Origin of the sequence: Lacticaseibacillus zeae subsp. silagei, assembly GCF_030770335.1 — a bacterium.
Taxonomy (GTDB): domain Bacteria; phylum Bacillota; class Bacilli; order Lactobacillales; family Lactobacillaceae; genus Lacticaseibacillus; species Lacticaseibacillus zeae.
The window spans coordinates 1,719,947-1,746,218 of record NZ_CP132484.1; the positions used below are offsets into that span (position 1 = coordinate 1,719,947).

General features: G+C 48.6%; 24 protein-coding genes, 1 pseudogene and 1 other annotated feature. Of the genes and pseudogenes, 18 read left to right on the forward strand and 7 right to left on the reverse strand.

The window, feature by feature from the left end; genetic code table 11:
* The first annotated feature begins 32 nt into the window (after positions 1 to 32).
* From LACZS1_RS08185 to LACZS1_RS08250, 14 genes are all read left to right on the forward strand, one after another.
* Entirely contained in the window at positions 33 to 593 is a 561-nt protein-coding gene (locus tag LACZS1_RS08185; protein WP_070651875.1) for an NUDIX hydrolase, read from the forward strand.
* 298 nt (positions 594 to 891) lie between these two features.
* The gene (hisC, locus tag LACZS1_RS08190; protein WP_070651874.1) at positions 892 to 1,989 is read left to right on the forward strand and encodes a histidinol-phosphate transaminase; all 1,098 of its coding nucleotides are present in this window, start codon (positions 892 to 894) and stop codon (positions 1,987 to 1,989) included.
* 141 nt (positions 1,990 to 2,130) lie between these two features.
* Positions 2,131 to 2,385, forward strand: a binding site (T-box leader).
* Between the two features lie 402 nt (positions 2,386 to 2,787).
* Entirely contained in the window at positions 2,788 to 3,936 is a 1,149-nt protein-coding gene (locus LACZS1_RS08195) for an ATP phosphoribosyltransferase regulatory subunit (RefSeq protein ID WP_070651873.1), read from the forward strand.
* On the forward strand, positions 3,933 to 4,562 hold the full coding sequence (gene hisG / locus LACZS1_RS08200; RefSeq protein WP_047106145.1) for an ATP phosphoribosyltransferase: 630 nt from the start codon (positions 3,933 to 3,935) through the stop codon (positions 4,560 to 4,562). Before LACZS1_RS08195 ends, hisG begins: the two co-directional genes overlap by 4 nt.
* A gap of 1 nt (position 4,563) precedes the next feature.
* A complete protein-coding gene (hisD, locus tag LACZS1_RS08205; protein WP_070651872.1) occupies positions 4,564 to 5,844 on the forward strand; it encodes a histidinol dehydrogenase in 1,281 nt (426 codons plus the stop codon).
* Positions 5,845 to 5,885: 41 nt separating this feature from the next.
* Positions 5,886 to 6,470: an imidazoleglycerol-phosphate dehydratase HisB gene (gene hisB / locus LACZS1_RS08210; protein ID WP_070651871.1), complete on the forward strand. Its 585-nt coding sequence runs from the start codon at positions 5,886 to 5,888 to the stop codon at positions 6,468 to 6,470.
* On the forward strand, positions 6,470 to 7,096 hold the full coding sequence (gene hisH, locus LACZS1_RS08215) for an imidazole glycerol phosphate synthase subunit HisH (RefSeq protein ID WP_070651870.1): 627 nt from the start codon (positions 6,470 to 6,472) through the stop codon (positions 7,094 to 7,096). Before hisB ends, hisH begins: the two co-directional genes overlap by 1 nt.
* The gene (gene hisA / locus LACZS1_RS08220; protein WP_010488323.1) at positions 7,074 to 7,823 is read left to right on the forward strand and encodes a 1-(5-phosphoribosyl)-5-[(5-phosphoribosylamino)methylideneamino]imidazole-4-carboxamide isomerase; all 750 of its coding nucleotides are present in this window, start codon (positions 7,074 to 7,076) and stop codon (positions 7,821 to 7,823) included. The genes hisH and hisA overlap by 23 nt, the downstream gene beginning before the upstream one ends.
* Positions 7,792 to 8,550 (forward strand): imidazole glycerol phosphate synthase subunit HisF, encoded by a 759-nt coding sequence (hisF, locus tag LACZS1_RS08225; RefSeq protein ID WP_070651869.1) that lies wholly within the window; start codon positions 7,792 to 7,794, stop codon positions 8,548 to 8,550. Before hisA ends, hisF begins: the two co-directional genes overlap by 32 nt.
* On the forward strand, positions 8,547 to 8,870 hold the full coding sequence (gene hisI / locus LACZS1_RS08230; RefSeq protein ID WP_070651868.1) for a phosphoribosyl-AMP cyclohydrolase: 324 nt from the start codon (positions 8,547 to 8,549) through the stop codon (positions 8,868 to 8,870). The genes hisF and hisI overlap by 4 nt, the downstream gene beginning before the upstream one ends.
* A 6-nt stretch (positions 8,871 to 8,876) precedes the next feature.
* On the forward strand, positions 8,877 to 9,209 hold the full coding sequence (gene hisE / locus LACZS1_RS08235) for a phosphoribosyl-ATP diphosphatase (RefSeq protein ID WP_070651867.1): 333 nt from the start codon (positions 8,877 to 8,879) through the stop codon (positions 9,207 to 9,209).
* Positions 9,210 to 9,284: 75 nt separating this feature from the next.
* Entirely contained in the window at positions 9,285 to 10,382 is a 1,098-nt protein-coding gene (gene hisC, locus LACZS1_RS08240; RefSeq protein WP_070651866.1) for a histidinol-phosphate transaminase, read from the forward strand.
* A gap of 143 nt (positions 10,383 to 10,525) precedes the next feature.
* Positions 10,526 to 11,323, forward strand: a complete 798-nt coding sequence (locus LACZS1_RS08245; protein WP_070651865.1) for a fumarylacetoacetate hydrolase family protein — start codon at positions 10,526 to 10,528, stop codon at positions 11,321 to 11,323.
* Positions 11,324 to 11,486: 163 nt separating this feature from the next.
* Positions 11,487 to 12,122: a nitroreductase family protein gene (locus LACZS1_RS08250; protein ID WP_070651864.1), complete on the forward strand. Its 636-nt coding sequence runs from the start codon at positions 11,487 to 11,489 to the stop codon at positions 12,120 to 12,122.
* A 198-nt stretch (positions 12,123 to 12,320) separates the two neighbouring features.
* Here the strand turns inward: LACZS1_RS08250 and LACZS1_RS08255 are convergent.
* Positions 12,321 to 13,508: pseudogene (locus LACZS1_RS08255) on the reverse strand (MFS transporter); the annotation flags it as partial.
* A 97-nt stretch (positions 13,509 to 13,605) separates the two neighbouring features.
* Between LACZS1_RS08255 and LACZS1_RS08260 the strand changes: the two are divergent.
* The 4 genes from LACZS1_RS08260 to LACZS1_RS08275 all read left to right on the forward strand — a co-directional run bounded on the left by LACZS1_RS08260 (position 13,606) and on the right by LACZS1_RS08275 (position 18,099).
* A complete protein-coding gene (locus LACZS1_RS08260; RefSeq protein WP_010488338.1) occupies positions 13,606 to 14,301 on the forward strand; it encodes a response regulator transcription factor in 696 nt (231 codons plus the stop codon).
* Complete coding sequence (locus LACZS1_RS08265) at positions 14,294 to 15,253, forward strand: sensor histidine kinase (protein ID WP_070651863.1); 960 nt, start codon at positions 14,294 to 14,296, stop codon at positions 15,251 to 15,253. Before LACZS1_RS08260 ends, LACZS1_RS08265 begins: the two co-directional genes overlap by 8 nt.
* Positions 15,254 to 15,346: 93 nt before the next feature.
* The gene (locus tag LACZS1_RS08270) at positions 15,347 to 16,117 is read left to right on the forward strand and encodes an ABC transporter ATP-binding protein (protein WP_070651862.1); all 771 of its coding nucleotides are present in this window, start codon (positions 15,347 to 15,349) and stop codon (positions 16,115 to 16,117) included.
* Positions 16,114 to 18,099, forward strand: coding sequence for an FtsX-like permease family protein (locus LACZS1_RS08275; protein WP_070651861.1), 1,986 nt, complete (start codon positions 16,114 to 16,116; stop codon positions 18,097 to 18,099). Before LACZS1_RS08270 ends, LACZS1_RS08275 begins: the two co-directional genes overlap by 4 nt.
* Positions 18,100 to 18,215: 116 nt before the next feature.
* Here LACZS1_RS08275 and LACZS1_RS08280 read toward each other — a convergent pair whose 3' ends face one another.
* From LACZS1_RS08280 to pflB, 6 genes are all read right to left on the reverse strand, one after another.
* Positions 18,216 to 18,569, reverse strand: a complete 354-nt coding sequence (locus tag LACZS1_RS08280) for a hypothetical protein (protein WP_070651860.1) — start codon at positions 18,567 to 18,569, stop codon at positions 18,216 to 18,218.
* A 103-nt stretch (positions 18,570 to 18,672) separates the two neighbouring features.
* Positions 18,673 to 19,794, reverse strand: coding sequence for a tyrosine recombinase XerS (xerS, locus tag LACZS1_RS08285; protein WP_083311618.1), 1,122 nt, complete (start codon positions 19,792 to 19,794; stop codon positions 18,673 to 18,675).
* A gap of 1,057 nt (positions 19,795 to 20,851) precedes the next feature.
* Entirely contained in the window at positions 20,852 to 21,784 is a 933-nt protein-coding gene (locus LACZS1_RS08290) for a manganese-dependent inorganic pyrophosphatase (RefSeq protein ID WP_047106129.1), read from the reverse strand.
* Between the two features lie 28 nt (positions 21,785 to 21,812).
* Positions 21,813 to 22,781 carry a LysR family transcriptional regulator gene (locus LACZS1_RS08295; protein ID WP_010488353.1) on the reverse strand — a complete coding sequence of 323 codons (969 nt, stop codon included), beginning with the start codon at positions 22,779 to 22,781 and terminating at the stop codon, positions 21,813 to 21,815.
* Positions 22,782 to 22,902: 121 nt separating this feature from the next.
* Positions 22,903 to 23,754, reverse strand: a complete 852-nt coding sequence (gene pflA, locus LACZS1_RS08300; RefSeq protein ID WP_010488354.1) for a pyruvate formate-lyase-activating protein — start codon at positions 23,752 to 23,754, stop codon at positions 22,903 to 22,905.
* Between the two features lie 138 nt (positions 23,755 to 23,892).
* Complete coding sequence (pflB, locus tag LACZS1_RS08305; protein WP_070651859.1) at positions 23,893 to 26,154, reverse strand: formate C-acetyltransferase; 2,262 nt, start codon at positions 26,152 to 26,154, stop codon at positions 23,893 to 23,895.
* Between the last annotated feature and the right edge of the window lie 118 nt (positions 26,155 to 26,272).

Below are 26,272 nucleotides of genomic sequence, written 5' to 3' on the forward strand. Positions count from 1 at the left end.
AGCAAGAGCGCGTTATTAAAGGAGAATTCAGTATGTTTTTTGACCAACCCTTAGCGAAGGGGAAAATTTTAAGTGAAACGCCGCATTATCACGGTCCGATTTTCGATGTCGTCACGCAAAAAATCAAAACGCCTGATGGCCTGACCGTTGAACGCGATTTGATTCGCCATGCCAATGCCGTCGCTATGTTGGCGCTGACAAACGATGGGCGAGTGTTGGTCAATCGGGAATATCGGGTAGCAACGAACAGCGAAGTTTTCGGATTGCCTGCCGGATTAATCGATCCCGGTGAGGATTGGCAAACGGCAGCAAGCAGGGAACTGCACGAGGAAACCGGTTATCTGACCCATGATTTGCAGTGGCTGACCGCGGTCCGTTCCAGCGAAGGGATGACTGATGAAACAGTCAATCTTGTGCTGGCCAAAATTGACCTAGCTGCCAAAACGTCGCGGGATTTCGATAAGGATGAATTCGTTACCAGCCGTTTAGTGCCGTTTCCTGAGCTGGTTGAAGGCGTCAAATCAGGTAAAATCAACTCGGCTCAAACCGTTGCGGCAGTGACTTACTATTTAGCCTTTGTTGCTAACAGCTGAAGTTCGCTGATCCATGACATCAAACAGGCACTAAAGGACTGAATTCCGTCTTTTAGTGCCTGTTTGTGTGGGCAAAAGTCGATGGCGTAAGACTGTTGGCAACGAACTTCGTCTGGCATAAATGATGTAAAAGGCTCCAACATCTTTTATATTTAACACAATTGAATAACGTTTGAAACTTTCAAGCGAGAAAAGCCAGGTTAGGCTCTGTTACATTTATGAATATTTATGCATTTTATATTTACATCGCACCCAAATGCGGGTAAACTCTAAAGCAATTAAGAAAGCAGGTGGCGTGATGTTGCGCAAAAGTATCGCCGGGTTGCCGGATTACGTATCGGACAGCACCCCGGAAAGAATCGCCAAGGCGGCAGGTTTGGCAAAACTGACGCGTTTATCTTTTAATGAAAATCCAGTCGGCACTTCTCCTAAAGTGCAGGAGGCCATTGCCAACTGGACTTTTTCGCAAGCCCGCAGTTACCCTGATCCGGATGCCATGCCGTTGCGAACTGCCGTTGCTGGGCGGCTGCAAGTGCCCGCAGATCAACTGCTTTTTTCAAGTGGCTTGGACGAAATGATTGCCTTGATTTGCCGGACCTTCCTTGACGTTGGCGACGAGAGCCTTCAGCCATGGCCAACTTATCCGGAATATCAGTTGCAAGCAGCAATTGCCGGTGCCGTGACGGTCAATGCGCCGGTCGACGATGCCACAGGACGCATTGATCTTCAAGCCTTGCTAACCGGCATCACGGCAAAAACCAAAGTCATTTGGTTATGCAATCCAAACAATCCCACCGGAACCTACTTGCAGGTCAGTGAAATTGCTGAATTCATGGCGCAAGTACCGGCGGAAATCCTGGTTGTGGTGGATGAAGCCTATATTGACTTTGTTGATCAGGTCCCCAATCCTTCAGTCTTGTCGCTGATCACAAAGTTCGCCAATTTATTGGTAATGCGCACCTTTTCCAAGCTTTACGGCCTCGCCAATTTCCGCGTCGGCTTTAGCATCGTCCCTAAGACGCTCATCCCAAAAATGCAAAACGTGCGCTTGCCTTATAACATTAGCGGTCTCAGCCAAACGGCCGCTTTGGCAGCATGGAAAGATGTTGCCTTCACGCAAAAAGTTAAACGCCAACTTTTTGCGGCGCGCCAGCAATGGACAGCATTCTTCGATCACCATCACATCCGGCATTACGCCACCCAGACCAACTTTATGCTGTACCAAGTGGCGCAACCACAAGCATTAGGCGCTTTCTTAAAGCAACATGGCTATCTGGTGCGCGATAGTATGGTTCCCGGATGGATTCGTCAAAGCTTTGGAACCCCAGAACAGGATGCAGAAGTGCAGGGGTTGTTGCTCGATTTTCTGAAGACGACATCTCCGCTGGCAAAATGATCATTTTGAATATCGCAATCTCGTTCTTGCATCTAAATTAAAAAACAAACGGTTGGCAATCGGCGGAACCTAATGCAGTTATTTTAAAAAAGTGGTTGACATTTTTCTAAAGGTCGTTATGATTAGAGTCACATTAACAAACATGAAGTTGTGATTAGACCAAGTAAGCTACCACCGATCCCAAGAGAGCGCCCATTGCTGAGAAGGCGCGATCGACCAGCCGAACACACATCTAAGAACTTGATGGCTGAACCAAGTAGGCTGTCACGCACCCGTTGCGTTATCACCGCTGCCAGTCACAGTTCGCGCAAGCCGACTTGTGGCTGGTAGGTGAGGTTTGGGTCGTGAGGTCCAAACAAAATTGAGGTGGTACCGCGATCACTAATCGCCCTCGAAAACGTAAAAACGTTTTCGGGGGCTTTTTTTTGAGCGCGAGCCGGCGCGCTTAGGGGTCGGAGTGTAAGCGGCCTCAGGCGTGATGGCCCGAACTTAGGCCATTGCGACTGAGGTCCTTACACGCAGACCCCTGCGCCGGGGAGCGCGTTATAGAAAGCTGAGCGTGAGCCAGCCCGGTTAGAAACCGGAGTGTAAGCGGCCTTGGGCGTGATGGCCCGGGTTTAGGCCATTGCGACCAAGGTCCTTACACGCAGGTTTCTGGGCTGGTGAACGCGTTATGGTGTGAGCGTGAGCCGGCGCGCTATAGAAAGCAAAAATTCAGCCAGACTAATCACCAGCCAACAGACCACCACCAACAACTTCACACCAGAAAAAACCCGCATCACCGAAAGGAGCACCGTTATGTCAAATCGCCATTTACCTGTTGGTACCCGCGACGAATTCGGGCCGCGCGCTATCCGTAAAGAAAACTTAATTCAAATCATGAGCCGCCATTTTATCGATGCCGGATTCGATCGGGTCAAAACGCCCTTGTTGGAATATCGCGATGTTTTCCAGCCGCTGACCGTCACGGGTGAACAACCTTATCAGATGCTCGATGACGCAGGGGAGACAGTTGTGATGCGACCGGATTTGACATTGCCGTTGGCGCGCTTATTGAGCACTACCAATATTCAGCCGCCGGTTCACTGGTGGTATGTCGGTGATATTTTCCGCGTTAGAAAAAGTCTGAGCGGTACTTACAATCAAATTACCCAAGCAGGCATTGAGTTGATCGGTTACGCGTCTTTGAAAGCCGAATGGGCGTGTTTAAGCGAAGCCATCCGCATTTGTGATGACTTGCAGGTTGCCGATTTAACGCTGGAGCTTTCCGATGCGCGCTTTGTTCCGCAAATTCTGCAGGCTTTAGCGCTGGATCCCGAGACCAAGCAGGCACTGCAGAAAGCCTTTTTTACGAAGAATCTTAGTGCCTACGAACGACTGATCGAACCACTTGCCGACAATGCGCTATACCCATTCTTAAAACAGTGGCCTTGGTTATTCGGCCCGGCTGCCAATGTTTTCGAACAATTAAGGCAATTATTGCCACCGGCATTTGTAAGCGATCAGGTAGCACGTCTTCAAGCGACCGTCGATTTCTTAAAGGAGCAGTTTCCGAACCTTAACGTCACACTGGATTTAACCAGTCAGCCACCGCAATCGTATTATACCGGCATCTTCTTCCACGCTTACGTCCCTAACCGACGCGAATATCTGTTTAGCGGCGGGCGCTACGACCGGCTCATGGCCAGCTTTCAACGCGATCTGCTGCCGGCAGTCGGATTGGCATTTGATATTGATGCCTTAACGGACACTGTTCAGGAACCGACTGCATCATCGCAAACCTTTGTTTATAGCTTACCTTCCCAGTGGCAGGAAGCAGCAGCGGTTGTCGCCACAACGACCAATGCCCGGCTTTGCCTCGTTGATTCGCTTGCTGAAGCCCGAGCATTGGCACAAAGCCGCCATGCCCGCTTAATTGATCTTTCCCCTAAGGAGGCCACGTTATGACCCTAACCATTGCATTGGCAAAAGGCAGGACAACTGCACAGGTGCTGCCGCTACTCAGCGCTGCCGGTATTGACTGTACGGCACTTCAGGAAAAAAGCCGGCGCTTACTCTTTACCGATGACCCCGATTTTCACTTTGTCCTTGTCAAAGCGCCTGATGTCTTGACTTACCTAAACCGCGGCACCGTTGATATTGGCATCGTCGGTTCAGATATTCTCGAGGAACAAGGCCACCAGCAATTTGACCTGTTGGATCTTAGAACCGGCCGTTGCCGCTTCATCCTCGCATCGACCCCTGATTTTGACCCACATCAGACAAGTCGCAAACGAATAGCCACCAAATATCCGCACATTGCGCAGCGCTATTTTCAGGACCAAGGCGAAGATGTTGAGATGATTAAAATCGAAGGCTCAGTTGAACTAGCACCGCTGACCGGCATGGCTGATGCAATTGTCGACATCACGGAAACCGGGACGACTTTACGGGAAAATCATTTAAAAGTCTTTGCCACACTGACGCCAGTATCCACCCATCTTGTGGTGAATCGGCTGGCGCTCAAGCAAAAGAAAACTGCCATTTATCAACTTATCCAGGCACTGAAACGGGTTCGTCCCCAGGAGGTTTAACATGAAAATTCTTACCGGCACTTTAACCCAGCTTCAACAACAAGTCGCCGCCCGTGAACAAAACCTAACGCAAAACACGGTGGTTCAAACAACCGTACAGGAAATTCTGGCAACGGTGAAAGCACAAGGAGACACTGCTTTACGCAACTACAGCGAGCAGCTTGATCACGTCTCAATCGACGACCTGCGCGTTCCACAAGCCACAATTGATGCTGCCTTAGCAAACTTATCACCTGAATTATTAGCAGCACTTAACTTGGCCAAGACCAACATCACAAGTTACCACCAGTTAGAAACCAGCCACGGTTTCATCGATAGTCCATCCCCGGGCATCATTCGCGGCCAAAAAGTGACGCCGCTTGATGCGGTTGGTTTGTATGTTCCCGGAGGTACCGCTGCTTATCCGTCAACGATTCTTATGACGGCGATCCCGGCCAAACTTGCGGGTGTCAAAAAAATCGTCATGGTGACACCGCCGCAAAAAGTGGGACTTAATCCGGTGGTTTTGGCCGCTGCCAAATTAGCTGGCATTGACGAAATATACCAGGTCGGCGGCGCCCAGGCGATCGGGGCCTTGGCTTTTGGTACCGAGACCATCCCGCGCGTTGACAAAATCATGGGCCCGGGGAATCAATACGTTGCAGAGGCCAAGAAACAGGTCTTCGGAGCCGTTGCCATTGATATGATTGCCGGTCCATCGGAAATCGGAATTATCGCCGACGATTCGGCCGATCCTGTCCGAGTAGCTGCCGACCTATTATCGCAAGCAGAACATGACCCCAACGCCCGGGCAATGCTCGTTACAACTAGTGAAAAGTTGGCTCAGGCCGTCAGTGATCAAATCGATGTTCAATTAGCAACGTTGCCGCGAGCGGCCATTGCACGCACTGCAATCAGGAATCAGGGCTTTATTGCTGTTGTTAACGACACGGATGCCGCATTTACCCTCATGAACACGATTGCGCCGGAACACTTGGAGATCCAATTGCCGGATCCGATAACCTACTTAAATCAAATCCACCACGCCGGCTCGGTATTCCTTGGCGAAAATGCTGCAGAACCGGTAGGCGATTACGTAGCTGGCCCAAACCATGTCTTGCCGACTGCCGGATCGGCGCGATTTTTCTCACCCTTAGGCGTTTATGATTTTGTGAAACGAACCCAATTTATTCAATACAGTTCCGAAGCGCTAGCGCAGCAAGCCAATGCGATTGTCACGTTGGCGCGAACCGAGGGACTAGACGGTCATGCCGAAGCGATTTTGAAACGAACGGCCCGATAAATGTTTGCCAACGTATCATTGAGCGACAAGGAGGTATTCCCATGCGAACAGCCACGATTACCCGAACAACCAAAGAAACCCAAATTATGATTAGTCTCAACCTTGATCAGCAAAGCGGTATTGCCATCGATACGGGCATAGGCTTTTTTGACCATATGCTAGAGGCGTTTGCCAAGCATGGCCGCTTTGGCCTGACAATCAAAGCCCAAGGCGACCTAGATGTTGACCCGCATCACACGATTGAAGATACCGGCATTGTCTTAGGCAGCTGTTTTAAGCAAGCGCTCGGCGACAAAGCGGGTATTGAACGTTTTGGCAGCGCCTTTGTCCCCATGGATGAAACACTGGCGCGCGTGGTCGTTGATCTTTCCGGTCGCGCTTATCTAGTGTTTGACGCCGAGTTAACCAACCAACGATTGGGGGGCTTTGACACGGAAGTCACCGAAGACTTTTTCCAGGCAATTGCCTTTGCCGGCGAGTTTAACCTGCATGCTGCTGTTTTATACGGACGCAATACCCATCATAAAATTGAGGCCTTGTTCAAAGCGCTCGGTCGCAGTATGCAGGCGGCCGTTTCCGAGAATCCGGCTGTCAAGGGGATTCCTTCAACTAAGGGAGTGATTTGATGATCGTCATCGTGGACTATGACACCGGCAACACGCTTAACGTCAAAAAAGCGCTTGATTATTTGGCAATCGATAATCAGCTTTCCGCCGATCCCGCCGTCATCATGGCAGCAAGCGGTCTGATTTTGCCAGGCGTGGGCGCCTTCAAAACAGCCATGAACGCCTTACAGCAAAGACATCTCATCTCGGTGATTCAGGCCTTCGCCGCCACCGGTAAACCATTACTTGGCATCTGCTTAGGCATGCAGCTGTTGTTCGATCGCAGCGAGGAGTTTGGTAAAACGCAAGGCTTGGGACTTATCCCCGGACAGGTCGTCGCGATTCCGACAAAAGAGGGTATCACGATCCCGCACATGGGCTGGAACACTAACACACTGACCCAAAACGATCCGTTTGCAGCAGGATTTGCCAATCAAGCGACCTATTTCGTCCATTCTTATTACGTCCAAACAAAAAGTGCGTATACACTCGCCACGACCGATTACGGCCAACCGCTGACCAGTATCGTTCGGCGCCAAAATATTCTCGGCACGCAATTTCACCCAGAAAAAAGCGGTGCGATTGGCCTTGCCGGTTTGCAGCGTTTTAAGGAGATGACCGACCATGCAACTTTATCCAGCCATTGATTTATTAGCCGGCAAAAGCGTCCGCTTAACGCAAGGCGATTACCAACGCGTCAGTTTAAGCGCGGACCCGCTGGACCAGGTGGCACGGTTAAATGCTGCGGGTTTAACCCGTCTACACTTGGTTGATTTAGACGGCGCCCGCGCCCAACAACCGATTAATCAAGCTGCCATCAAGACCATTCGCCAACACACCTCGGCGTTTATCGAACTTGGCGGCGGTATTCGCAATCTGGCAACGATGAATGAATATCTGACAGCCGGTATTGATCGCCTTGTCCTCGGTTCCGTTGCCATTACGGATCCTGAAATGGTTGAGCAGGCGATTGCGCAATTTGGTTCACGGCGAATTGTTGTCGGCATTGACGTTCGCTCTGGCAAAGTCGCCACAAACGGCTGGCTGACCACGACTCGGCAAAACGCCGTGGACGTGATGAAAACGATGCAGGCAGCCGGGGTACAGACAGTGATCGTGACCGATATTGGCCGGGATGGCACGATGCAAGGGCCAAATGTTAATTTACTCAGGACGCTTCAACACGCCATCCCTGAGATCAACATTGTGGCCAGTGGTGGTGTTCGGACGCTGACTGACTTAACCGCGTTGCGCACAGCCGGCATTCACGCGGCCATTATCGGCAAAGCGTGGCAAACCGGCGCCATCGAACTGAACAAGCTCAAAGAATTGGAGGATGACGATGCTGACCAAACGAATTATTCCATGCCTTGATGTCGATCAGGGACGGGTTAAAAAAGGCGTTCATTTCATTCAACTCAAAGATGTCGGCGACCCGGTTGCCATCGCCAAAGCTTATGAAGCTCAAGGAGCTGATGAACTTGTCTTCTTGGACATCACCGCCACGACTGACGCCCGTCAAACAATGACGCAGACAGTGGCAGCAGTGGCAGCGCAGGTTTTCATGCCGCTCACGGTTGGTGGTGGGATTCGCTCAGTCGCCGATATGCATGACTTGTTACGGGCCGGAGCGGACAAGATTGCTTTAAACTCGGCCGCGGTGAAGCAGCCGAAACTTATCACGGCAGGTGCCGAGACATTCGGGAGTCAGGCGGTCGTAGTCGCCATTGACACCCGGTGGCAACCTGAGCGCCAACGCTATCAGGTCACAATTAATGGTGGCCGCACGCCGATGGATCTCGATGCGATTCAGTGGGCCAAACAGGCAGTCGCTGCCGGAGCAGGAGAGCTATTGGTCACATCAATGGATGCTGATGGCACTCAGGAAGGCTTCGACTTAGCCCTATATCGCCAATTAAGTGCCGCGGTAACAGTTCCCATTGTCGCAAGCGGCGGTGCAGGTTCCGCCGAAGATTTCGTTGACTTGTTCAAAGAGACCGCCGTTTCGGCCGGCCTCGCTGCATCGATTTTCCATTTTGGTCAATTAACCATCCCCGAAGTCAAAACGGTTTTGAAACAAGCAAAGGTGGCGGTTCGATGATAGCGCTCGATTTTAATAAGGCATCGGGTTTGATCACAACGGTTATTCAGGATGCTCAGACCAAACAGGTTTTGATGGTGGCGTACATGAATGCTGAAAGCTTTGAGAAAACCCTGGCAACAGGTGAAACCTGGTTTTGGTCGCGCAGTCGCCAGAAGTTGTGGCACAAAGGTGAAACTAGCGGCAACATTCAAAAAGTTCAATCGATTGCCGTTGACTGCGATGCGGACACTTTACTGATATCGGTTCTACCCGCCGGCCCTGCCTGCCACACTGGGCACACAAGTTGTTTTTATCGTACTTATGCAAGAAAGGAATGACCTGCCATGACAGCTTCCAAACAAAGTATCACCGAACTATATGAACTCATCAAAGACCGCCAAACCCAGCCAATTCCCGGTTCCTATACGGATTATCTCTTCACCAAAGGACTCGACAAGATTCTAAAAAAAGTCGGCGAAGAAAGCACCGAGGTCATTGTCGCTGCCAAAAATCCTGATGACGCCGCCTTCATCCTCGAAGTCGCTGATTTGACTTATCACGTTCTGGTGTTGATGGTTGAACGGGGTATTACGCTTGATCAGATCGAAGCGGAATTGGCAAGTCGGGAAGGGAAAATGAGTCGTCTGAAGGAACGCAGCAGCATCAATAAATATTGACGGCTGAATAGCCAATGGGCGTCATACATCTAACGACACTAGCTCACGCTCGTTTTTTTACAAGGAGGAAGAACCATGCTTAAACATACCGTTAAGCATTTAAAACCTTATACCCCAGAAAAACCGCTGGATGATTTGAAAAAAGAGTTGGGTTTAACCAACCTGGTCCGAATGTCGGCAAACGAAAATCCTTTTGGTACCAGTCCTGAAGTGAAACAGGCGGTGGCTAACTGGAACTTTTCCCAAAGTCGTGATTATCCGGATGGTAACGCGAGCCAGTTGCGCATGGCGGTGGCTAACCAACTTCATGTTGCGAGTGAGCAGCTGGTGTTTGGTAACGGTCTTGACGAAGTGATTGCCTTAATTGCCCGAACCTTTTTGGAGCCGGGGGATGAAGTTGTCGAGCCTTGGCCGACGTTTTCCGAATACCGGTTACATGCCGAAATTGAAGGCGCCAAGGTGGTGGATGTCCCGATTCAGTCCGAAACTGGCAACTTTGACCTAGGCGCGATGGTGCAGGCCATCACACCACGAACAAAGTTGATATGGCTCTGTAACCCGAACAATCCCACAGGTACACTGCTGTCACTGGCGGCCTTAACCCGGTTCATGCGCCAAGTACCGGAAAATGTACTGGTTCTGGTGGATGAAGCTTATATTGAGTTTACCGACGATTATCCCGCCACAAGTGCAGTCAGCCTGCTGCCGCAATTTGATAATCTGGTTGTCCTACGCACTTTTTCCAAAATCTACGGGTTGGCTAATTTTCGCGTTGGTTTTGGGATTTTTCCGAAGCAGCTGGTCACCTATCTTCAGTCGGTTCGCTTACCTTATAACCTCAGTACCATCGCACAATTAAGCGCACAGGCTGCATTGGCTGATCAGAGGTTTGTTCAGACAACACGAAACCGCGTTCAGCAGGCACGTCGCAGCTGGGAAACTTTTTTGACCGATAGTGCGTTGCCACATTACACCAGCCAAACGAACTTTCAATTCTTTCAGGCGCCACAAAACCAAGCGTACGCCCTCAAGCAGGAATTGCTTCAGCACGGCTTCCTTGTTCGTGACGGACTCATGCCTGGCTGGTTAAGGATCACCTTTGGGACAGCCGACCAAAATCGAGCCGTCCAACAAGTTATTCAGGCGTTTCTGGTAAATCTGCAATCAGAGTGAAATTGAACCAGACCTTAGATCATCGTCTTGCGTCAACTGAGAGCAACTCAGCCACCGTCGCCACGGCCAAGGAGTTTGGCACCGGAACGATTCAGAAGTAAACTGAAGACGTACCTTAATACTTCTGAAAGGAAGTTTTTCAAGTGAAAATTGCCAACATTGGCGGTCAGCCGCATCTGATCACGTCAGCATCGACTGCACAACCGATTACGAATGCATCGGATGTGTTAACCGCCTTAACCCAGTCCGCATCATTAACGCTCGGATCGACCCTTCAGTTTACCGCTGACCAGCTGGAAGCACCGATTACGACTAGCCGGCAGATCTTTGCGATCGGGATGAACTTTTTGGATCACTCGCAGGAAATTCACATCAAGTTGCCAACGGTTCCAAGCGTTTTTACCAAATTTAGCAGTTCATTGGCCAAGCCGACTGCGACAGTGCGCATGCATGGGCCCAAAACCGATTGGGAAACCGAGTTAGTCGTGGTGATCGGGGTAGGTGGGCGCGATATTCCTGAAGGCGAGGCGATGCGTCATGTTGCCGGCTGGATGGTCGGTGAAGATTTAAGCGACCGGGCGGTTCAGTTTGCCAATGCGGAACCGCAATTTTCTTTGGCAAAGTCGTTTCAAAATTATTCTCCCATCGGTCCGTGGATCACATCACCTGACGAAATCGCCAATCTGGACCGGCTGCAAATCACGACAACGGTCAATGGTCAGGTGATGCAGCAGGCAAGTCTGGACCAACTGATTTTTAAAGTGCCGACGTTAATCCATTATCTTAGTGGGATTGTGGCACTGCAGCCCGGCGATCTCATCTTCACCGGAACGCCGAGTGGTACAGGGGTTGGCCGCGATCCGCAAGTCTTTTTGAAGCCTGGCGATCAAGTGACAGCGGCGATTACAGAATTAGGTGCATTACAATTGACGATGGCATAGCAGGCTAATGATGGCGCTTCCATTCTTCTTATAAAGCCTATACCATTTTTAAATATCACTAGGAAAACGCCAACATTTAGCGTATCCTAAAGATGTTCAAAAACATTAACGCGTTCCCAGGTGTAGAAGCCGGCGCGCGCTCACAATCTAAGAGGTGAATTTGATGTTGGAAAATAATAACTTTGATGAAGTCGTCATGAAACGCCACACTGCACGCGAATTTGATCCGGAAATTACTATCAGCAAAGGCGAATTGCTGCAAATGATCACCTATGCGACAAAAGCGCCAAGCGCACTCAACATGCAACCGACCCGTTTTGTCGTGGCCCAAAGTAACGCAGCAAAAGAAAAAATCGCCAGCGTGGCCGGAACTAATGCACCGGAAATTCTGTCCGCATCCGCGGTTGTGCTGGTCGGTGGTGAATTGGATTTAGGGCCATTTGAAACAGAACTGTTCAAGCGAGCAGCGGCAGCAGGTTTGCTGACCGACCGCGCCATCGAGCATCAAAAACCCATGATCGAGAATCTGGTGGCATCTTTCCAGACCGACAAACAGGCGTTGCGTGAATTCATCATTCAAAACAGCAGTCTGGCCGCAATGTCCTTCATGTTGGCTGCGCGCGCTTATGGTTATGAAACCGGCGCCATGACTGGCTTTGATCACGAGAAAATCCTACCGGCACTGGATCTTGATCCTGCGCACTTCATGCCGACGCTGCTTATCGCGGTGGGTAAGCCTAAGAGCGCGCCGGATTCACTTTATCGGATCCCAGCAAGCAAAGTCACCTTTTTTAAATAAACATATCACTCGAAATAATCTGCAAGGGGAAGCCATGGTGATCGAATTAACGTAACGTCTTTTACCAGCAACTCTTCAGCGATTTTAAGCCCGAGTAAAAATATGCTTCATCACATATTGAGCCGTTGCCCGACCCATTGTGATGAAGCATTTTTGAATACAGCATAATCGCCAGCATGCGTTGCTACCAGCGCAATTTTTTAACCGCTGCCAGAACCAGTACGCAACGCCAATTAATAATAACCCCGTGACGATGAAGATCCATCCGATCGGCACCCAATCTGCCAATGGCCCATATGCTAACATTGCCAACGGATAGATGCCGGTCGACAGGATCGCCCATAGCGAGAAGACCCGGCCCAGCTTGTCTGCCGGCACATTTTCCTGCAGGTAAATTGTCTGACCGGCTTGAATCAATGGATAAAAAATGCCGGAAATAAACATGAAGAACAGATAAGTGATGAATGGCTGCTGCAGTCCCATTTCCGCAAACGCAATCCCGCTGCCGGCAAACCCAATGGCGATGAGACCAAGCTGATCGCGAAACTTTTTGTGGCGGGCAATAAACAGGCCACCCAAACCGGCACCGATTGTCCACGACCATTCGTTGAACGTCAAATGCCAGACTTCCGAACCAAATGTCCGATTCACATACAACGTTGATAGTTGCGAGGAAGGAGCAATTAAAATAAAGGCTGCGCCGGTGAACAACATGAATGCCAGCAGCAACGGTGTGTTCCCCACGTAACGCAGGCCAGCAAGGATCCCGTTTTGACGTTTGCTGGCTCGATCCCGGCGTGCAGTTGGCGTCGGTACATGAACCACACTTAGGCAAAGTACCGCTAACGCCGCAGTCAAAGCATCAATGACGAAAATCCAGAAGATTCCTAAATCGCTTAAAATATAGCCCGCCAATAACGGTGACATCACCAGCATTGCCGCCATCAAAATCTGATTGTAGCCATTCACCCGCGTAATTTGTTTAGCCGGCACCAGCTGCGGCAATAAGGCATTGGCCGCCGGATTTTCCAGTCCGTTACCAAAGCTGCGGATCACGGCAATCACCAACAACAGCCACAGCTCCTGAGTCACAAAAGCAAACACGTAGGCAACAGCGAGGGTCAAAACCGTGACCGCAAGGGCAGAGAGGACAATCAGCCATTTTCGATTGTACCTATCAGCCAAAACGCCAGCGGATAAGGAGATTAAAATCGCCGGTAACGAAGTCGCCAATGATACATACGTCATCCACGCGCCTGAAGACGTTTTTAAGGCAATGTCCCAAAGTACCGCAAAAAAGACGGTTGACGTACCGAAAACAAATAAATTTTGACTCAACAGAAAGGCCGCCGTTTGTCCTTGCCAGCCGATTTTTGATTGTCCCAACCTTACCACCTGAAATCAGTTAAAATAGAAACTGACTTTAGTGTAAATCAAAAGATCAAAAAAACCCACGAATCACCACGAAGGGAGCGCAATGAGCATGCCCCAAAAAATTTTTATTGTTGAAGACGACGATGTGATCGCTAAAACGATCGCCAATTACCTGAATCGCTGGGCGTTCACGGTCAGCCTGGTTAAAAAGTTTGACCAAGTCGATGAAGAGATTCGCGCCGCGGCACCGGATCTTGTGATTATGGACATCAGTCTGCCGTATTTTAACGGCTTTCACTGGCTGAGCGAACTGCGCAAACATAGCAACGTCCCGGTGATTTTTTTAACGAGTTCCGGCGATGATATGAATCTTGTGATGGCTATGAATCTGGGAGCCGATGACTTTTTGGCCAAGCCGATCGAATTACCGGTTTTGTTGGCAAAAATTCAGGGGATGTTACGGCGGACTTATCAGTATCAGCAAACCGAAACCAATTTAACCCACGATGATTTCACGCTGGTGCCAACCGATAATCAGCTTCGTTCACCAGCAGGCGTGCTGGACATCACCCCTACCGAGACGAAACTGTTAAGCCTTTTGTTTAGTGCCAATGGCGAAGTCGTGACCCGCGAAGCCATGATCGAAAAGCTTTGGGAAGGTGACGAGTTTATCGACCGCAATGCCTTGGCCGTGAATATGAATCGGCTGCGCAAGAAAGTCGCACCGGTTGGCTTGGCGCAACTGATCGAGACGGTCAAGGGCAAAGGTTACCGGTTGGCCAGCAAGGAGGCCGGCCATGATTAAGGCTTATTACCATGCGCGCTGGATGGTTTGGTTAAGCCTGCTCACATTGCTGCTGACCGGTTTATTGGCAAATTGGCTGGTGAATGTCTCAATTGAGGTCATCCTTAATATGTGGCTGTTCGCTCTGATTCCGTTACTCGTGATTGGCGGTTACGATCTGTGGCGTTTTAACCGGGAATGGCAACAATTGCAAGCGGATGTTTCGTTGCTGGACGATACTCAAATCACCGATCCGTTGGGCCGCGCGTATTACCAAAAAATCCAGGCATTGCAACAAACTGTGCGAAAAAACAGCGACACCTACCGCGATCGCGAGCAGGAAATGTTAGACACCTTGCAGTTGTGGACGCACCAAATCAAAACGCCGCTAACGGCTTTGGATTTGCTACTGCAGGTTGAACCGGTCAATGCAAACGACGCCCGGCTGGAAATCAGCAAAATCAATCGCTATCTAACAGTGATGTTAAACTACCTCAAACTAACCACGCTCAACACCGATCTGGTTTTAACCGAAGTGGCGTTAAAACCGCTTGTCAACGAAACCGTCCGCGATCTGGCCAAGTTGTTTATTGCCAAAGATTTAACAGTCTCCGTCGAAGCGTTGCCAACCGTTGTTAGTGATAGCCAGTGGTTGCGTTTTATTTTTGAACAACTCTTAACGAACGCCATTAAGTACACGCCGCGCGGGTCCATCCGGATTTACGCAAAAGGGGATGCGGTTTTCGTCGCCGATACCGGTATTGGGATTTTGCCGGAAGACCTGCCGCGGATTTTTGAACAAGGCTATTCCGGCTATAATGGACGCGCTAATCAAAAGGCTAGTGGATTGGGCTTATTCCTTAGCCGTCAGATTGCCGAGAAATTAGGCTTGCGGTTAACGGTGACATCAAAAGTCGGCGTTGGCAGTACGTTTGCGATCCATTTTCCCCAAACCCGATGGCTGGCAGAGTAAGTCAGCTTACCAGCTTGTAAGCAACCGCAGCCGACTGTAAGTAGTTTTAGGGTGCCATCCCTTTTAAGCTAGTCAGTGAAAGGGGAAGATCACATGTCAACGTTACTTAAATTAAAAAATGTCGAAAAAACCTATACCAGTCGAGGCGCACAACCGGTTCAAGCACTGGTTAATATCAGTTTTACAGTTGAGTCAGGCGAATTCGTTGCCATTATGGGCGAATCCGGATCCGGGAAAAGTACGTTGCTGAACCTGATCGCGACACTGGATAACCCTACAGGGGGTGAAATCACACTTAACGGCCAGGATTTACGTAAAGTCAAAGAAGGGGCACGCGCCAAATTTCGGCGGGAGCATCTCGGTTTTATTTTCCAGGATTTTGACTTGCTTGATACCTTCAACGTGCAGGACAACATTTTTCTGCCACTGGTTTTGGCGAAAAAGCCGCTAGCCCTCATGAAAGAACGCCTGGCAAAACTCGCACCGCGGTTAGGCATCAGCGACCTTTTACAAAAATATCCGTACGAACTCTCCGGCGGCCAGCAGCAACGCGTCGCCGCCGCCCGCGCTATGATCACCGAACCGGAAATTCTGCTGGCCGATGAGCCGACTGGGGCGCTTGATTCCAAAACTTCGAGCGAACTCTTGGACTTGCTGACAGACGTGAATGCCCAAAGTCAGCAAACCATTCTCATGGTGACGCATAGTGCCATTGCCGCCAGCCACAGCCAACGGGTACTCTTCATTCGCGATGGCCAGATTTTTCATCAACTTTATCGTGGCGAACTTAATCAGTCTGACTTCCTGACCCGAATCAGTGAAACCATGACGGCCATGTTGACGAAGGAAGGCGAGGGACAATGAAATTCTATTTCAAATTGGCCGCCACCAACCTCAAAGCCGATCGCCGTTTATTTGTCCCTTTTGTCATCACCACCAGCTTTCTAATGGCGATCAATCTGATCATGCTAAATGCCTATGCCAGTAGCGATGTCCTGTTCAGCGAATTTGGCGCTTCGGCTGGCAGATCGCTGTTCATGTTTGGTTCGGTCATTACGGCAATTATCTCCGTCATTTTAGTGATTTATGCCAATAATTTTCTACGCAAGCAGCGCATTCGCCAGCTCGGTTTGTACAACATCATTGGTTTTGGCAAAGGCGAGCTCAGTAAAATGATGGCCATCGAAAAATTGCTACTTTTGTTGACAACATTGCTATTGGGCGGTGCTTTAGGAACAGTACTGTCGCGGATTAGCTATCTGACACTTGCCAAGACGCTGCACGTCAACCACCACTTGGCGTTTGGCTTGAGTCAAAAAGCCTTCAGCATTGCCGGCATCATCACAATCGGACTCTTCATCATCTTAATGTTCATCGATGAAATCTGGCTTATTCGCAAGCAACCGATTGACCTTGTTCGCGAACAAAGCGCCGGTGAGCGGGAACCGAAGATTGCGTGGTTCACGCTGATTTTCAGCCTTGTATGTTTAATCGCCGGCTATACGCTGGCTGTTGTCATCACCAATCCGCTGGAAGCCATGAGTATGTTTTTCTTTGCGGTCATACTGGTCATCACAGGAACATACGGCTTATTCACCTCGGGCTCGGTTTTTGTCTTAAAATGGCTGCGGCGTCGCCAAAATTATTACTACCAGCCTAAGCATTTCATTAATGTCTCGAATCTGCTTTACCGAATGCAGCAAAATGGCGCCGGTTTAGCATCAATTGCCATTTTGGTAACCATGACGTTGATCACGTTAGCCACGACCGCCACGCTTTTCTTTGGTATCAATGAAATCGTTAACGCGCAAACGCCCGTCGACTTATCCTATTCCCTTAAAACAAATGATGCCGACGCTGCCAATCGCGTCACCGAGCTGGCCAAGACCCATCACGTCCATGTTCGATCAATTCGCACGTTTTCTGGTCCTTCCAGCACGTTGGCATTGCTTGAAAAAAACCGGTTGAATTCCCAAAGCAGTATCAACGGGCCGTTTGGGTTTGACAATGCCCGCAGCGTCCAATTGATGACCATTGACAACTATAATCGTTACACGAGACAACACCGCTCGCTGAATGGAAACAATATTCTTATTTACACGTCCAATCATTACGCTGGCAATACTCTGATAATCGGTAAGCAAAGTTACCACGTCGCAACCCGGGTTTCAAGCTTTCCCAATGCACCGAAAACGTTTATTCCCAATCTTTTCGTCGCATTTCCATCTGAAACACAAATGCTTGCGGCCTTGCATCATTTGTATCCGAAAAAGACACTGGCCGAGCTTAAAACAGATGTCACCACAAATCAGGATTTGATGTTGAGCGGCAGTCATGCCAACCAAACCAAGCTGTATCAAGATTTAAACAAAAGTGGCATCGCACTTCCTGACACTGTCCAGTCCCGCGCCGTCAACTATGACGATACGACCAGTATGATGAGCAGCTTTCTATTCCTCGGCATCGTTTTTGGCGTCACGTTTATCTTGGCAACCTTGCTGATTCTTTATTACAAGCAGCTGGCAGAAGGTTATGCCGATGAGCGGCGTTACACGATTCTCCAGCGGGTCGGATTAAGCCTGCGCGAGGTGCGAGCAACCATCAATAGCCAACTGCTCATGCTGTTTTATCTGCCGTTGGTCGTCGCTGCCATTCATGTTGGCTTTGCCTTACCATTCGTGCAGCGAATCATGATGCTGTTTGGCCTGCCGGATTGGCAATTTTTCCTAACCGTTTCACTCATTACGTTAGCCATTTTTGCAGTGATCTACGTGTTAATGTATCGGTTGACCGGTAACGTCTATTACCGCATCGTCTCTCGCCGCCAACCTACCAGTCGCAGGTAGGTAAGGGGACTCTGGCGATAGTCCGGTAACCACCAAATCTCTAAAAAAGTGCCGTTCCTGACCCATCGTTTGGTTACAACGATACTGTCAGAAACGGCACTTTTGGTCGTCATGTCTTAGGCCGGCTGCAACGCCTTAATCTCGGTAATCAGCTTAAGCAGGTTTTGTTCAGCGGTTTGGTAATCGGCCATTTTATCGGCAAATTGTTCATCAAAACCGGCAAGACCGCCTGCCGCAAACGCATACTCAAATGGGTAAACCGCTTCATAAGCTGCCGCAAACCGCTTTAGCAGATCATGATACTGCTCACCGCCAAGCTGTAAGGCCATCTGGATCACCCGAAAATCCGTATACGCCATCTCAAATTGAACAGCCCAGGCTCGCATGAAATCATGCCGCGCCTGAATGTGCAGAAAATGGTGCTCGGTGGTCCAAGCCAACCGGTTCACTGAATCTTTAACATCCAACACGATGAATCACGCCTTTCTATTTGCACTTATGCTAGCTGGTTTCATTATAAGCCTGTCCATGCTAAAACGCCTGAATAACACCCGTCCAGGTTAGCTTGACGGCTTAGTTTTCGTGCGGTTGTTGGGTATGCCGATCCAACGCCTTGGCTGCTGTTTCAGAAACCTCACGCAGCGCGGCTTTCCCACGTTTATCGCTTAGATTAATGTAAAGATCAGTGGCACTGGTGGTGGTCTGCCCAAGTTGATCGGCGACTTGCTGCACATCCTTGGTCACTGTATAAATATTCGTTCCCAAGGTATGCCGCGCTTTATGTGGCGTGGATGGTCGACCATAAGCCGTCGTGTAACGTTTAAAAAAGGCCTCAATCGTATTTTGGCGAATCCGCTTTACGGTTTGACCGACCTGCGTCACAAACAGCGGCGACGTCGGCTTTTGGTAACCAATGATGGCCGCGCGTTGTTGTAAATACGCGGTGAGATAGGGGTCAATCCAGTCCGCAAAGTTCACGCGATCCTGAAAATTGCCTTTTCGCACAACCTGCACCGTGTGCCGATCCATATTCAAATCTTCAAGATTCATATTGACCAGCTCGCTCACCCGCACGCCAGACCCAAATAACAACGCAATAATCGCCAAGTTTCGGTGTTTGGCTGCTTCAAAGTAAGCACGTTGCTTCGAAGGCAGTTGATGCGCATAAACTTGATCCAGCCAGTGCAAAAATTTGGCATCCTCACCGTCCACAAACAGCATTTCCTGCAATTTGTGATTGCGATAAGCCGTCGTCTCCGCATGGGTCTTTAATTTAACCTTATTCCAGACATTGCGGTAAAAGTAAGGCTCACCATCTTCATGCGGTTCACTTTCTTCAGTCAAAAATCGATAAAGCGCTTTGATGCCCACCAATCGTAAGGCAACACTGCGCCGTGTCATCCGTTTATTTGGATGCGTTTTGGAAGGCCGTTCTAGCAGATAAGCCATAAAAGCCTGCGCATCGCGTAAAGAAAGGTGCTCCAGCGTTTCTAATGGCACTGATTGCGGAGAAGAAGCGGACGTCACGCCGCTAGCGATCAGCCAATCAAGAAACTCCTGATAAAAATGCAGATACTGGTAAAGGGTAGAATCAGCAATCGGAATCGCTTTTTGGCTATGGTAGTAGTCCTGAATGTAGTCAGGCAAAGAGGGCAGCATAGCATGAATCAATTTGGGATAATTCTGAGTCGACAAACAGCATCACCTCGAACATATGTTTTCTTCTAGATAATGCTAGTATACCCGAAAAAAGAGGCTGATGCCGAGGAAGATGAGTGACTTAACCGCGATTTAACGCAGATTTTATCGACAATGTGCCGTGCAACTGTATTGAATAAAGTTCTAGCTTTATCCAAAGGTAAACGGCAAAGCCTAGTTAAGGTTGGCAAATCCTGTTAATTCTTAAACGTGTTTATAATCCGAATTTATGTAAGAAAACTCTCTGGCACCACCGAACTTTGAAATTCGCCGCCTGCAACACTGAACGCTGTTTGCTACTGGAAAAATTTAGTTGGTGGTTGTTATTCGGTTACATTTTGCCCAAGTTTCAGCAATTCATCATGAATCAGCAATCAGCCAAAATCTGCGGCCATCACAAAAATGGTAATAATGCAACAATTGATTGATTTTTGCCAGTCTGAGCAAATTTACTGATAATCCGATGAATGTCCGTTCAAGCCAAAACATCTGCATAGAGTTTGCTGATCAGTCATCGTACATAAAGTTTGCGAAAAATTCTTAACCTCGAATCAGACCGCTGCTTTTGGGCCAATCTCGTTGCTGTTAAAAAAATTCCGATATCCACGAGTGGGGGAGTGTGCTAGTAAAACTTTACTGCCACGGCAAAATACAGCGAAAAGTGCCGTTCTCTGATTCCTCATTCTAGTTTACATAATATATATTATACGAAGTAGTGTGCAGGTCGTTGATTTCGTAGATTTTCCAGGAAGTTCACTCAAATTACGCAAATCTAGCATTCTCGTGTGCCCATTCAACCGATCAGTCAAACGCGGCGGAAATTTCCGGTACTCATACAGTCAATCAGGTCTACATCAAATCTTAACTCACAAAAATTTGCTGACCACGCATGATCATCATCGTCAGGACATCTACTTTCAATCGAATGAATCCGCTTTAGTTTAGCTTAAGTGCTCTGCCATCTTGCCAACTTAAACAACACAAAAAATCGCAGCCAAGATATTCAGCTGCGATTTAATTAACTATATTCGTAAAAATTCGTAAAACGGACAGATCAACCTTCAAATACTTTTTGCATCGGTGGTACGACTTGCTTTTTACGTGAAACCACTCCAGGCAATGCCAAACGAGCGTTCGTATCAAACTTTTCGTTAAATGCTGCCGCGACTTTATCGCGATCCGCACCAACAGCAAAGCCGGTTGAGTTGCTGTTCAAAATATCCGTTGCGATCAGCAAGAAGTCGTCATAACCCTTTGCCTGTGCTTCCTTGGTCATGGCGTTCAACAGATCATCTTGACGCGCATAGATGTCATCCAAGTCAACGGTATTGACCTGGCCGATCCGGATCGACTTGCCGCCCATTGTGAAGCTCTTGGCGTCGCCTTCAATAATATCCATATCAGACTTAGCAGCCAAATTGGTTCCAGCCTTCAGCATGGCTAAGCCGTACGATTGCAAATCAATTCCGGCAATTTTAGCCATTTCAGGAAGAATCTTTTTGTCCTTGTCCGTAGCAGTCGGCGATTTCAGCAACAAGGTGTCGGAAATCAACCCCGATGCCATCAAGCCAGCCAATGTTGGCGAGATCGTGTAGCCGTGTTCCTGAAATAGTTCGAAGATCACGGTGTTCGTGCTGCCAACCGGTTCTGCGCGATAGAACAGCGGTGCAGCGGTGTGGAAGTTCGCAATCCGGTGATGATCAACCACTGATGCAATCTGCACGTCCTCGATATCAGCAACACTCTGTTGAAATTCGTTATGGTCCACCAACATCACAGTGTCAGTTTCATTTGCTGCAGTTTTAATGACCCGCGGTGCTTGAACCTTGAAATGATCCAAAACAAACTTGGTCTCGTCATTTGGTTCACCGAGTGCTACTGCTTCAACATCTGTGTTGCCCGCCTGCTTTTGAAACTCGGCCCAGCTCATGGCACTGGTAATCGCATCCGTATCTGGGTTTTGATGTCCAAAAATCAAAGTCGTCATATTAATCGATCGCTCCTCAGCTCAATATTTACCTTTCAATCTTACCACTGTTTTCGCCGACCCGCGACAGATAATCTTTTTCTGCCAGATAGGCGTCAAACGTCTTAAAGAAGTTGGCAATCCGCGGAATATCAGCCTTTTCCTTGCGATAAACGAACGAGGTCTCAAAGCGAATGGCCGGTTCGAATGAAACGGCGTGGGCTTTGATTTGATCAGCGTGGGCCGTCACAAAACTCGTCGGCAAGGCGGTATTCACGCCGGTGTGATTAACAAACTGCGTAAGTTGATATGGCGTGGTAAAGTGCGCAACTACATGCGGAAAATCAACCATCTGATTCTTGTAGGCTTCGTGAAGCATCTGCCCCAGGAAATAATCATCCGGATAAGTAACCCATGGTTCAGCAAGCGTATCTTTAAAATGAAGGCGCTTACGGTTTGCCAACGAATCGTCATGATGTAAAAACAGCAATTGCTCATCAAGAATTTTCTTGCTGGCGTATGGTTTCCAGTTCTTGATCGTCTCATCAGGCAGATTCATAATCGCCAAGTCAACCTGATTGTTTTCTAATGCTTCCCAAATTTCGTGACGGGTCATCATCCGCAAAGTGATTTCAACTTCGGGATTCAAATCATAGTAATGCGCAATGAAGGCGTTAAAGGCACTGTCTTCAATCGAACTCAACAAGCCAATGTTAATCTTACCCACAGTTGCGCTGGTACTTTGCTGAATCTCGTCAGTCGTCTGGTTCAGGATCTCATAGATCTCGTGGGTTGCCTTCAACATTGTCTGACCGGCATCCGACAAATGCAGTTTCTTCCCAACAGAGTAGAACAGCGGCGCCCCCACTGTCCGCTCCAGCTTCTTGATTTGCTGCGTTAATGCAGGTTGGGTAATGCCCAACAGCTGAGCGGACTGGGTGTAGTTCATTGTTTCTGCAAGTTGCAGAAAATACGTGAGAGTCTTCGAGGAGAAAATGCGCTCTTGCTTCGTTTTCATGGGGCGGCTTCCCTTTCATTTATAAATTTATAATACTGATCATTTATCATCATAAGTGGCATTTAAAAAAAACGCAACAGATTTGCCGCGTTTTTAATCGTTACGTTAAGTTCTAACTAAACTACGCCTTGGTAGCCGGACGCGGACGCCAATTTTGCCAGCCAGTGTAATCTTGGACATGTAACAGATTTTCCGCATTCTTAACCCGATCTGCTGATGGTGGTTCGATGCCTTCCAGCGGATAGGTAATGCCAAGTTCATGGTATTTCTTGACCCCCAGCGTGTGATAAGGAAGGATCTCGACTTTTTGAACCACATTCTTGTCTAAAGTTGCGATGTAGTCCCCTAACCGTTTAAGGTAAGGATCAAAATCGGTACGTTGTGGTACCAACACGTGCCGGATCCACATATCATCACCGTGATCAGACATATATTGAACCATATCCAAAATGTTTTCGTTCGGGAATCCCGTTAATTTCTTGTGCTCAGCGGAATCAATATGCTTAATATCCACCAATGAAATATCGGTAACCGCCATGAGCTTCTCAAACTGACCAAACCACGGCTGATCGCGCGTGAATGGCCCACCCGAAGTATCAAGACAGGTTGAAATACCAAGCTCCTTGGCTTTAGTAAAGAGTTCCAGGATAAAGTCGATTTGCACCAGACTTTCCCCGCCGCTGCAGGTAATCCCGCCTTGTTCGCCCCAGAAAGCTTTATAGCGCTGTGCATCTGCCAAAATCTGATCAGCTGTCATTTCCTCACCGACGCCGATATTCCAAGTATCAGGATTGTGGCAGTATTGACAACGCATGCGACACCCCTGCATGAAGACGACAAAGCGAATCCCAGGTCCATCGACTGAGCCGAAGCTTTCGACTGAGTGAACGTAACCCTTAATTGGGCCTTCATGATCCTGCCCGACCTGTTCCAAAATATTTAACGGGCTTTGCGATTGATCGATAAGTTTCATCTTTGCCGCCTCCACTGCTAGTATGCTGATAGTTTTCAAACGATTTTCATTTCAGTTTGTCAAAAAACGGCAACAGCAACGTTGCCGTCTTTTGACAAAACAGGAATGATTTCCTGTTTTGATGTTGGGTTGACTGGATTACATTTCGTCGAAGAATGTCCGTGCGATAACGTCATCTTGCTGTTCCTTCGTCAAGTCTGCGAAGTATACGCAATAGCCTGAAACCCGGACAGTTAAGGTTGGGTATTCTTCTGGGTGCTTCTGTGCATCGATTAACGTTTCCTTGTTGAAGACGTTGATGTTCAGATGCATGCCGCTGTTCTCCATATACCCGTCGACCATGTGAACCAAGGTGTCCTTACGGGTTTCATCATCATGTCCCAGGGTATTTGGTGTAACCCCGAACGTGTTGCTGATACCGTCAGTTGCGTAGTGATACGGAATCTTAGCGGTGGACATCAAGGAAGCCAAAGCACCGTTCTTTTCTGCGCCGTATGCCGGGTTGGCACCTGGTGAGAATGGTTCGCCTTTCTGACGGCCGTTTGGTGTTGTCCCGGTGTTCTTACCATAAACCACGTTGGAGGTGATGGTCAGAACACTGGTACTCAACTTGGCACCGCGATACAGATGATGGGTGTTCATCTTGTTGTAGAAGGTCTTCACCAACCACTTAGCGATGTTGTCGGCCCGATCGTCATTGTTACCATAACGCGGATAGTCGTCGTTGTCAGCAACAAAGTCAACCGCAATACCATTTTCATCGCGAATCACTTTAACATGACCGTACTTGATCGCACTGATAGAGTCAACCGCATGCGACAACCCGGAAATACCGGTTGCAAACGTCCGATTCAGCCGGGTGTCCTTCAATGCCAACTGTGCTGCTTCGTAGTAATACTTGTCATGCATGTAGTGAATGACATTCAGCGCATTAACATAAACGTCAGCTAACCAGTCCATCATCTTGTCGAACTTCTTCATGAATTCGTCGTAATCGATGTAATCACTGGTGATTGGTTCATATTCAGGACCCACTTGTGCTTCCTGGATTTCGTCTTTCCCACCATTGATGGCATATAAGACGGTCTTTGCCAAGTTTGCCCGAGCGCCAAAGTACTGAACGCCGTCAGCGATCGGCTGTGCGGATACACAGCAGGCAATGCCATAATAGTCCGTGCCCCATTCGTTACGCATCAGATCATCATTTTCGTATTGAATGGTTGAACTTTGGATGGAGACTTCAGTTGCGTAGCGCTTGAAGCCTTCTGGCAAGCGTTCGCTCCACAATAACGTAATGTTTGGTTCCGGTGCTGCACCCATGTTGTCTAAGGTCTTCAGGAACCGGAAAGCGGTCTTGGTGACATGATGCCGACCATCATTACCCATACCGGCTAAGGACAAGGTTGCCCAGATCGGATCGCCGGAGAAGAGTGAATTATATTCTTCAGTCCGGATGAACCGAACCATCCGTAATTTCATAACCAAATGATCGATCAGTTCTTGAGCTTGCTCTTCGTTTAATTTGCCGAGACGCATATCCCGCTGAATGTAAGCATCGATAACCGTATCGATCCGGCCAACAGACATCGCCGCACCATTTTGCGTCTTAACGGCTGCCAGATAGCCAAAGTAAATCCATTGAACGGCTTCTTGAGCGTTTGCTGCAGGCCGGGAAATGTCATAACCATATTCTTTGGCCATTTTCTTCATATCGTTTAACGCACGATATTGTTCGTTGATTTCTTCGCGCAGTTTGATGACATCATCGGTCATTTCACCGTCGCCAGTCAGGTTATAATCGTTAACCTTTTCTTCCATCAACCGATCGATACCATAGATGGCAATCCGTGGAAAGTCTGAGACGATTCGACCACGGCCATATGCATCAGGTAACCCAGTAACAATCTTGTAGTGACGAGCCTTGCGCATTTCCGGTGTATAAGCATCAAAGACGCCTTGGTTATGGGTTTTACGATATTCAGTGAAAATTTTGTGTTCTGCAGGATCAGTTTCGAAGCCATAAGCTTTCAAAGCATCTTCTGCCATCCGAATGCCACCAAATGGCATAAAAGCACGTTTGAATGGCTTGTCGGTTTGAACACCGACAATCTTTTCAAGGTCTTTGTTGAGATAGCCAGGGCCATGTGACGTAATGGTTGATGGAATGTTGTTGTCTACATCCAAAACGCCGCCATTGGCACGTTCTTGCTTCTTCAAGTTCAGAACCTGGTTGTTCAAAACGGTTGTTGCTTCAGTGGGGCCAGCAAGGAAACTCTCGTCCCCATCATATTGGTTCAGGTTATGCTCGATAAAATCGCGCACATTGATTTCTTCTTGCCAGTCACCGCCGTTAAAGCCTTCCCAATAATTAGGAACTTTGGTTTCGTCAAGCTGTTTCATAGGTGTTTGCCTCCTAAAGTGAATTACAGATGTGACAGTTCTTACAAACTCAGTATAACACGGTGCGGGATCTATGCAAGCGTTTTATTGCCTATATAACAAGGGTTCTTTTGTTTTT

Coding starts and splice junctions, on each gene's coding strand:
- LACZS1_RS08265 (WP_070651863.1), top strand. CDS start 14,294: ATGATTAAGGCTTATTACCATGCGCGCTGGATGGTTTGGTTAAGCCTG.
- hisC (WP_070651866.1), top strand. CDS start 9,285: ATGCTTAAACATACCGTTAAGCATTTAAAACCTTATACCCCAGAAAAA.
- LACZS1_RS08260 (WP_010488338.1), top strand. CDS start 13,606: ATGCCCCAAAAAATTTTTATTGTTGAAGACGACGATGTGATCGCTAAA.
- pflB (WP_070651859.1), bottom strand. CDS start 26,154: ATGAAACAGCTTGACGAAACCAAAGTTCCTAATTATTGGGAAGGCTTT.
- pflA (WP_010488354.1), bottom strand. CDS start 23,754: ATGAAACTTATCGATCAATCGCAAAGCCCGTTAAATATTTTGGAACAG.
- hisI (WP_070651868.1), top strand. CDS start 8,547: ATGATAGCGCTCGATTTTAATAAGGCATCGGGTTTGATCACAACGGTT.
- LACZS1_RS08185 (WP_070651875.1), top strand. CDS start 33: ATGTTTTTTGACCAACCCTTAGCGAAGGGGAAAATTTTAAGTGAAACG.
- hisB (WP_070651871.1), top strand. CDS start 5,886: ATGCGAACAGCCACGATTACCCGAACAACCAAAGAAACCCAAATTATG.
- hisA (WP_010488323.1), top strand. CDS start 7,074: ATGCAACTTTATCCAGCCATTGATTTATTAGCCGGCAAAAGCGTCCGC.
- LACZS1_RS08195 (WP_070651873.1), top strand. CDS start 2,788: ATGTCAAATCGCCATTTACCTGTTGGTACCCGCGACGAATTCGGGCCG.
- hisH (WP_070651870.1), top strand. CDS start 6,470: ATGATCGTCATCGTGGACTATGACACCGGCAACACGCTTAACGTCAAA.
- LACZS1_RS08295 (WP_010488353.1), bottom strand. CDS start 22,781: ATGAAAACGAAGCAAGAGCGCATTTTCTCCTCGAAGACTCTCACGTAT.
- hisC (WP_070651874.1), top strand. CDS start 892: ATGTTGCGCAAAAGTATCGCCGGGTTGCCGGATTACGTATCGGACAGC.
- LACZS1_RS08250 (WP_070651864.1), top strand. CDS start 11,487: ATGTTGGAAAATAATAACTTTGATGAAGTCGTCATGAAACGCCACACT.
- LACZS1_RS08270 (WP_070651862.1), top strand. CDS start 15,347: ATGTCAACGTTACTTAAATTAAAAAATGTCGAAAAAACCTATACCAGT.
- LACZS1_RS08275 (WP_070651861.1), top strand. CDS start 16,114: ATGAAATTCTATTTCAAATTGGCCGCCACCAACCTCAAAGCCGATCGC.
- hisG (WP_047106145.1), top strand. CDS start 3,933: ATGACCCTAACCATTGCATTGGCAAAAGGCAGGACAACTGCACAGGTG.
- hisF (WP_070651869.1), top strand. CDS start 7,792: ATGCTGACCAAACGAATTATTCCATGCCTTGATGTCGATCAGGGACGG.
- hisE (WP_070651867.1), top strand. CDS start 8,877: ATGACAGCTTCCAAACAAAGTATCACCGAACTATATGAACTCATCAAA.
- hisD (WP_070651872.1), top strand. CDS start 4,564: ATGAAAATTCTTACCGGCACTTTAACCCAGCTTCAACAACAAGTCGCC.
- LACZS1_RS08290 (WP_047106129.1), bottom strand. CDS start 21,784: ATGACGACTTTGATTTTTGGACATCAAAACCCAGATACGGATGCGATT.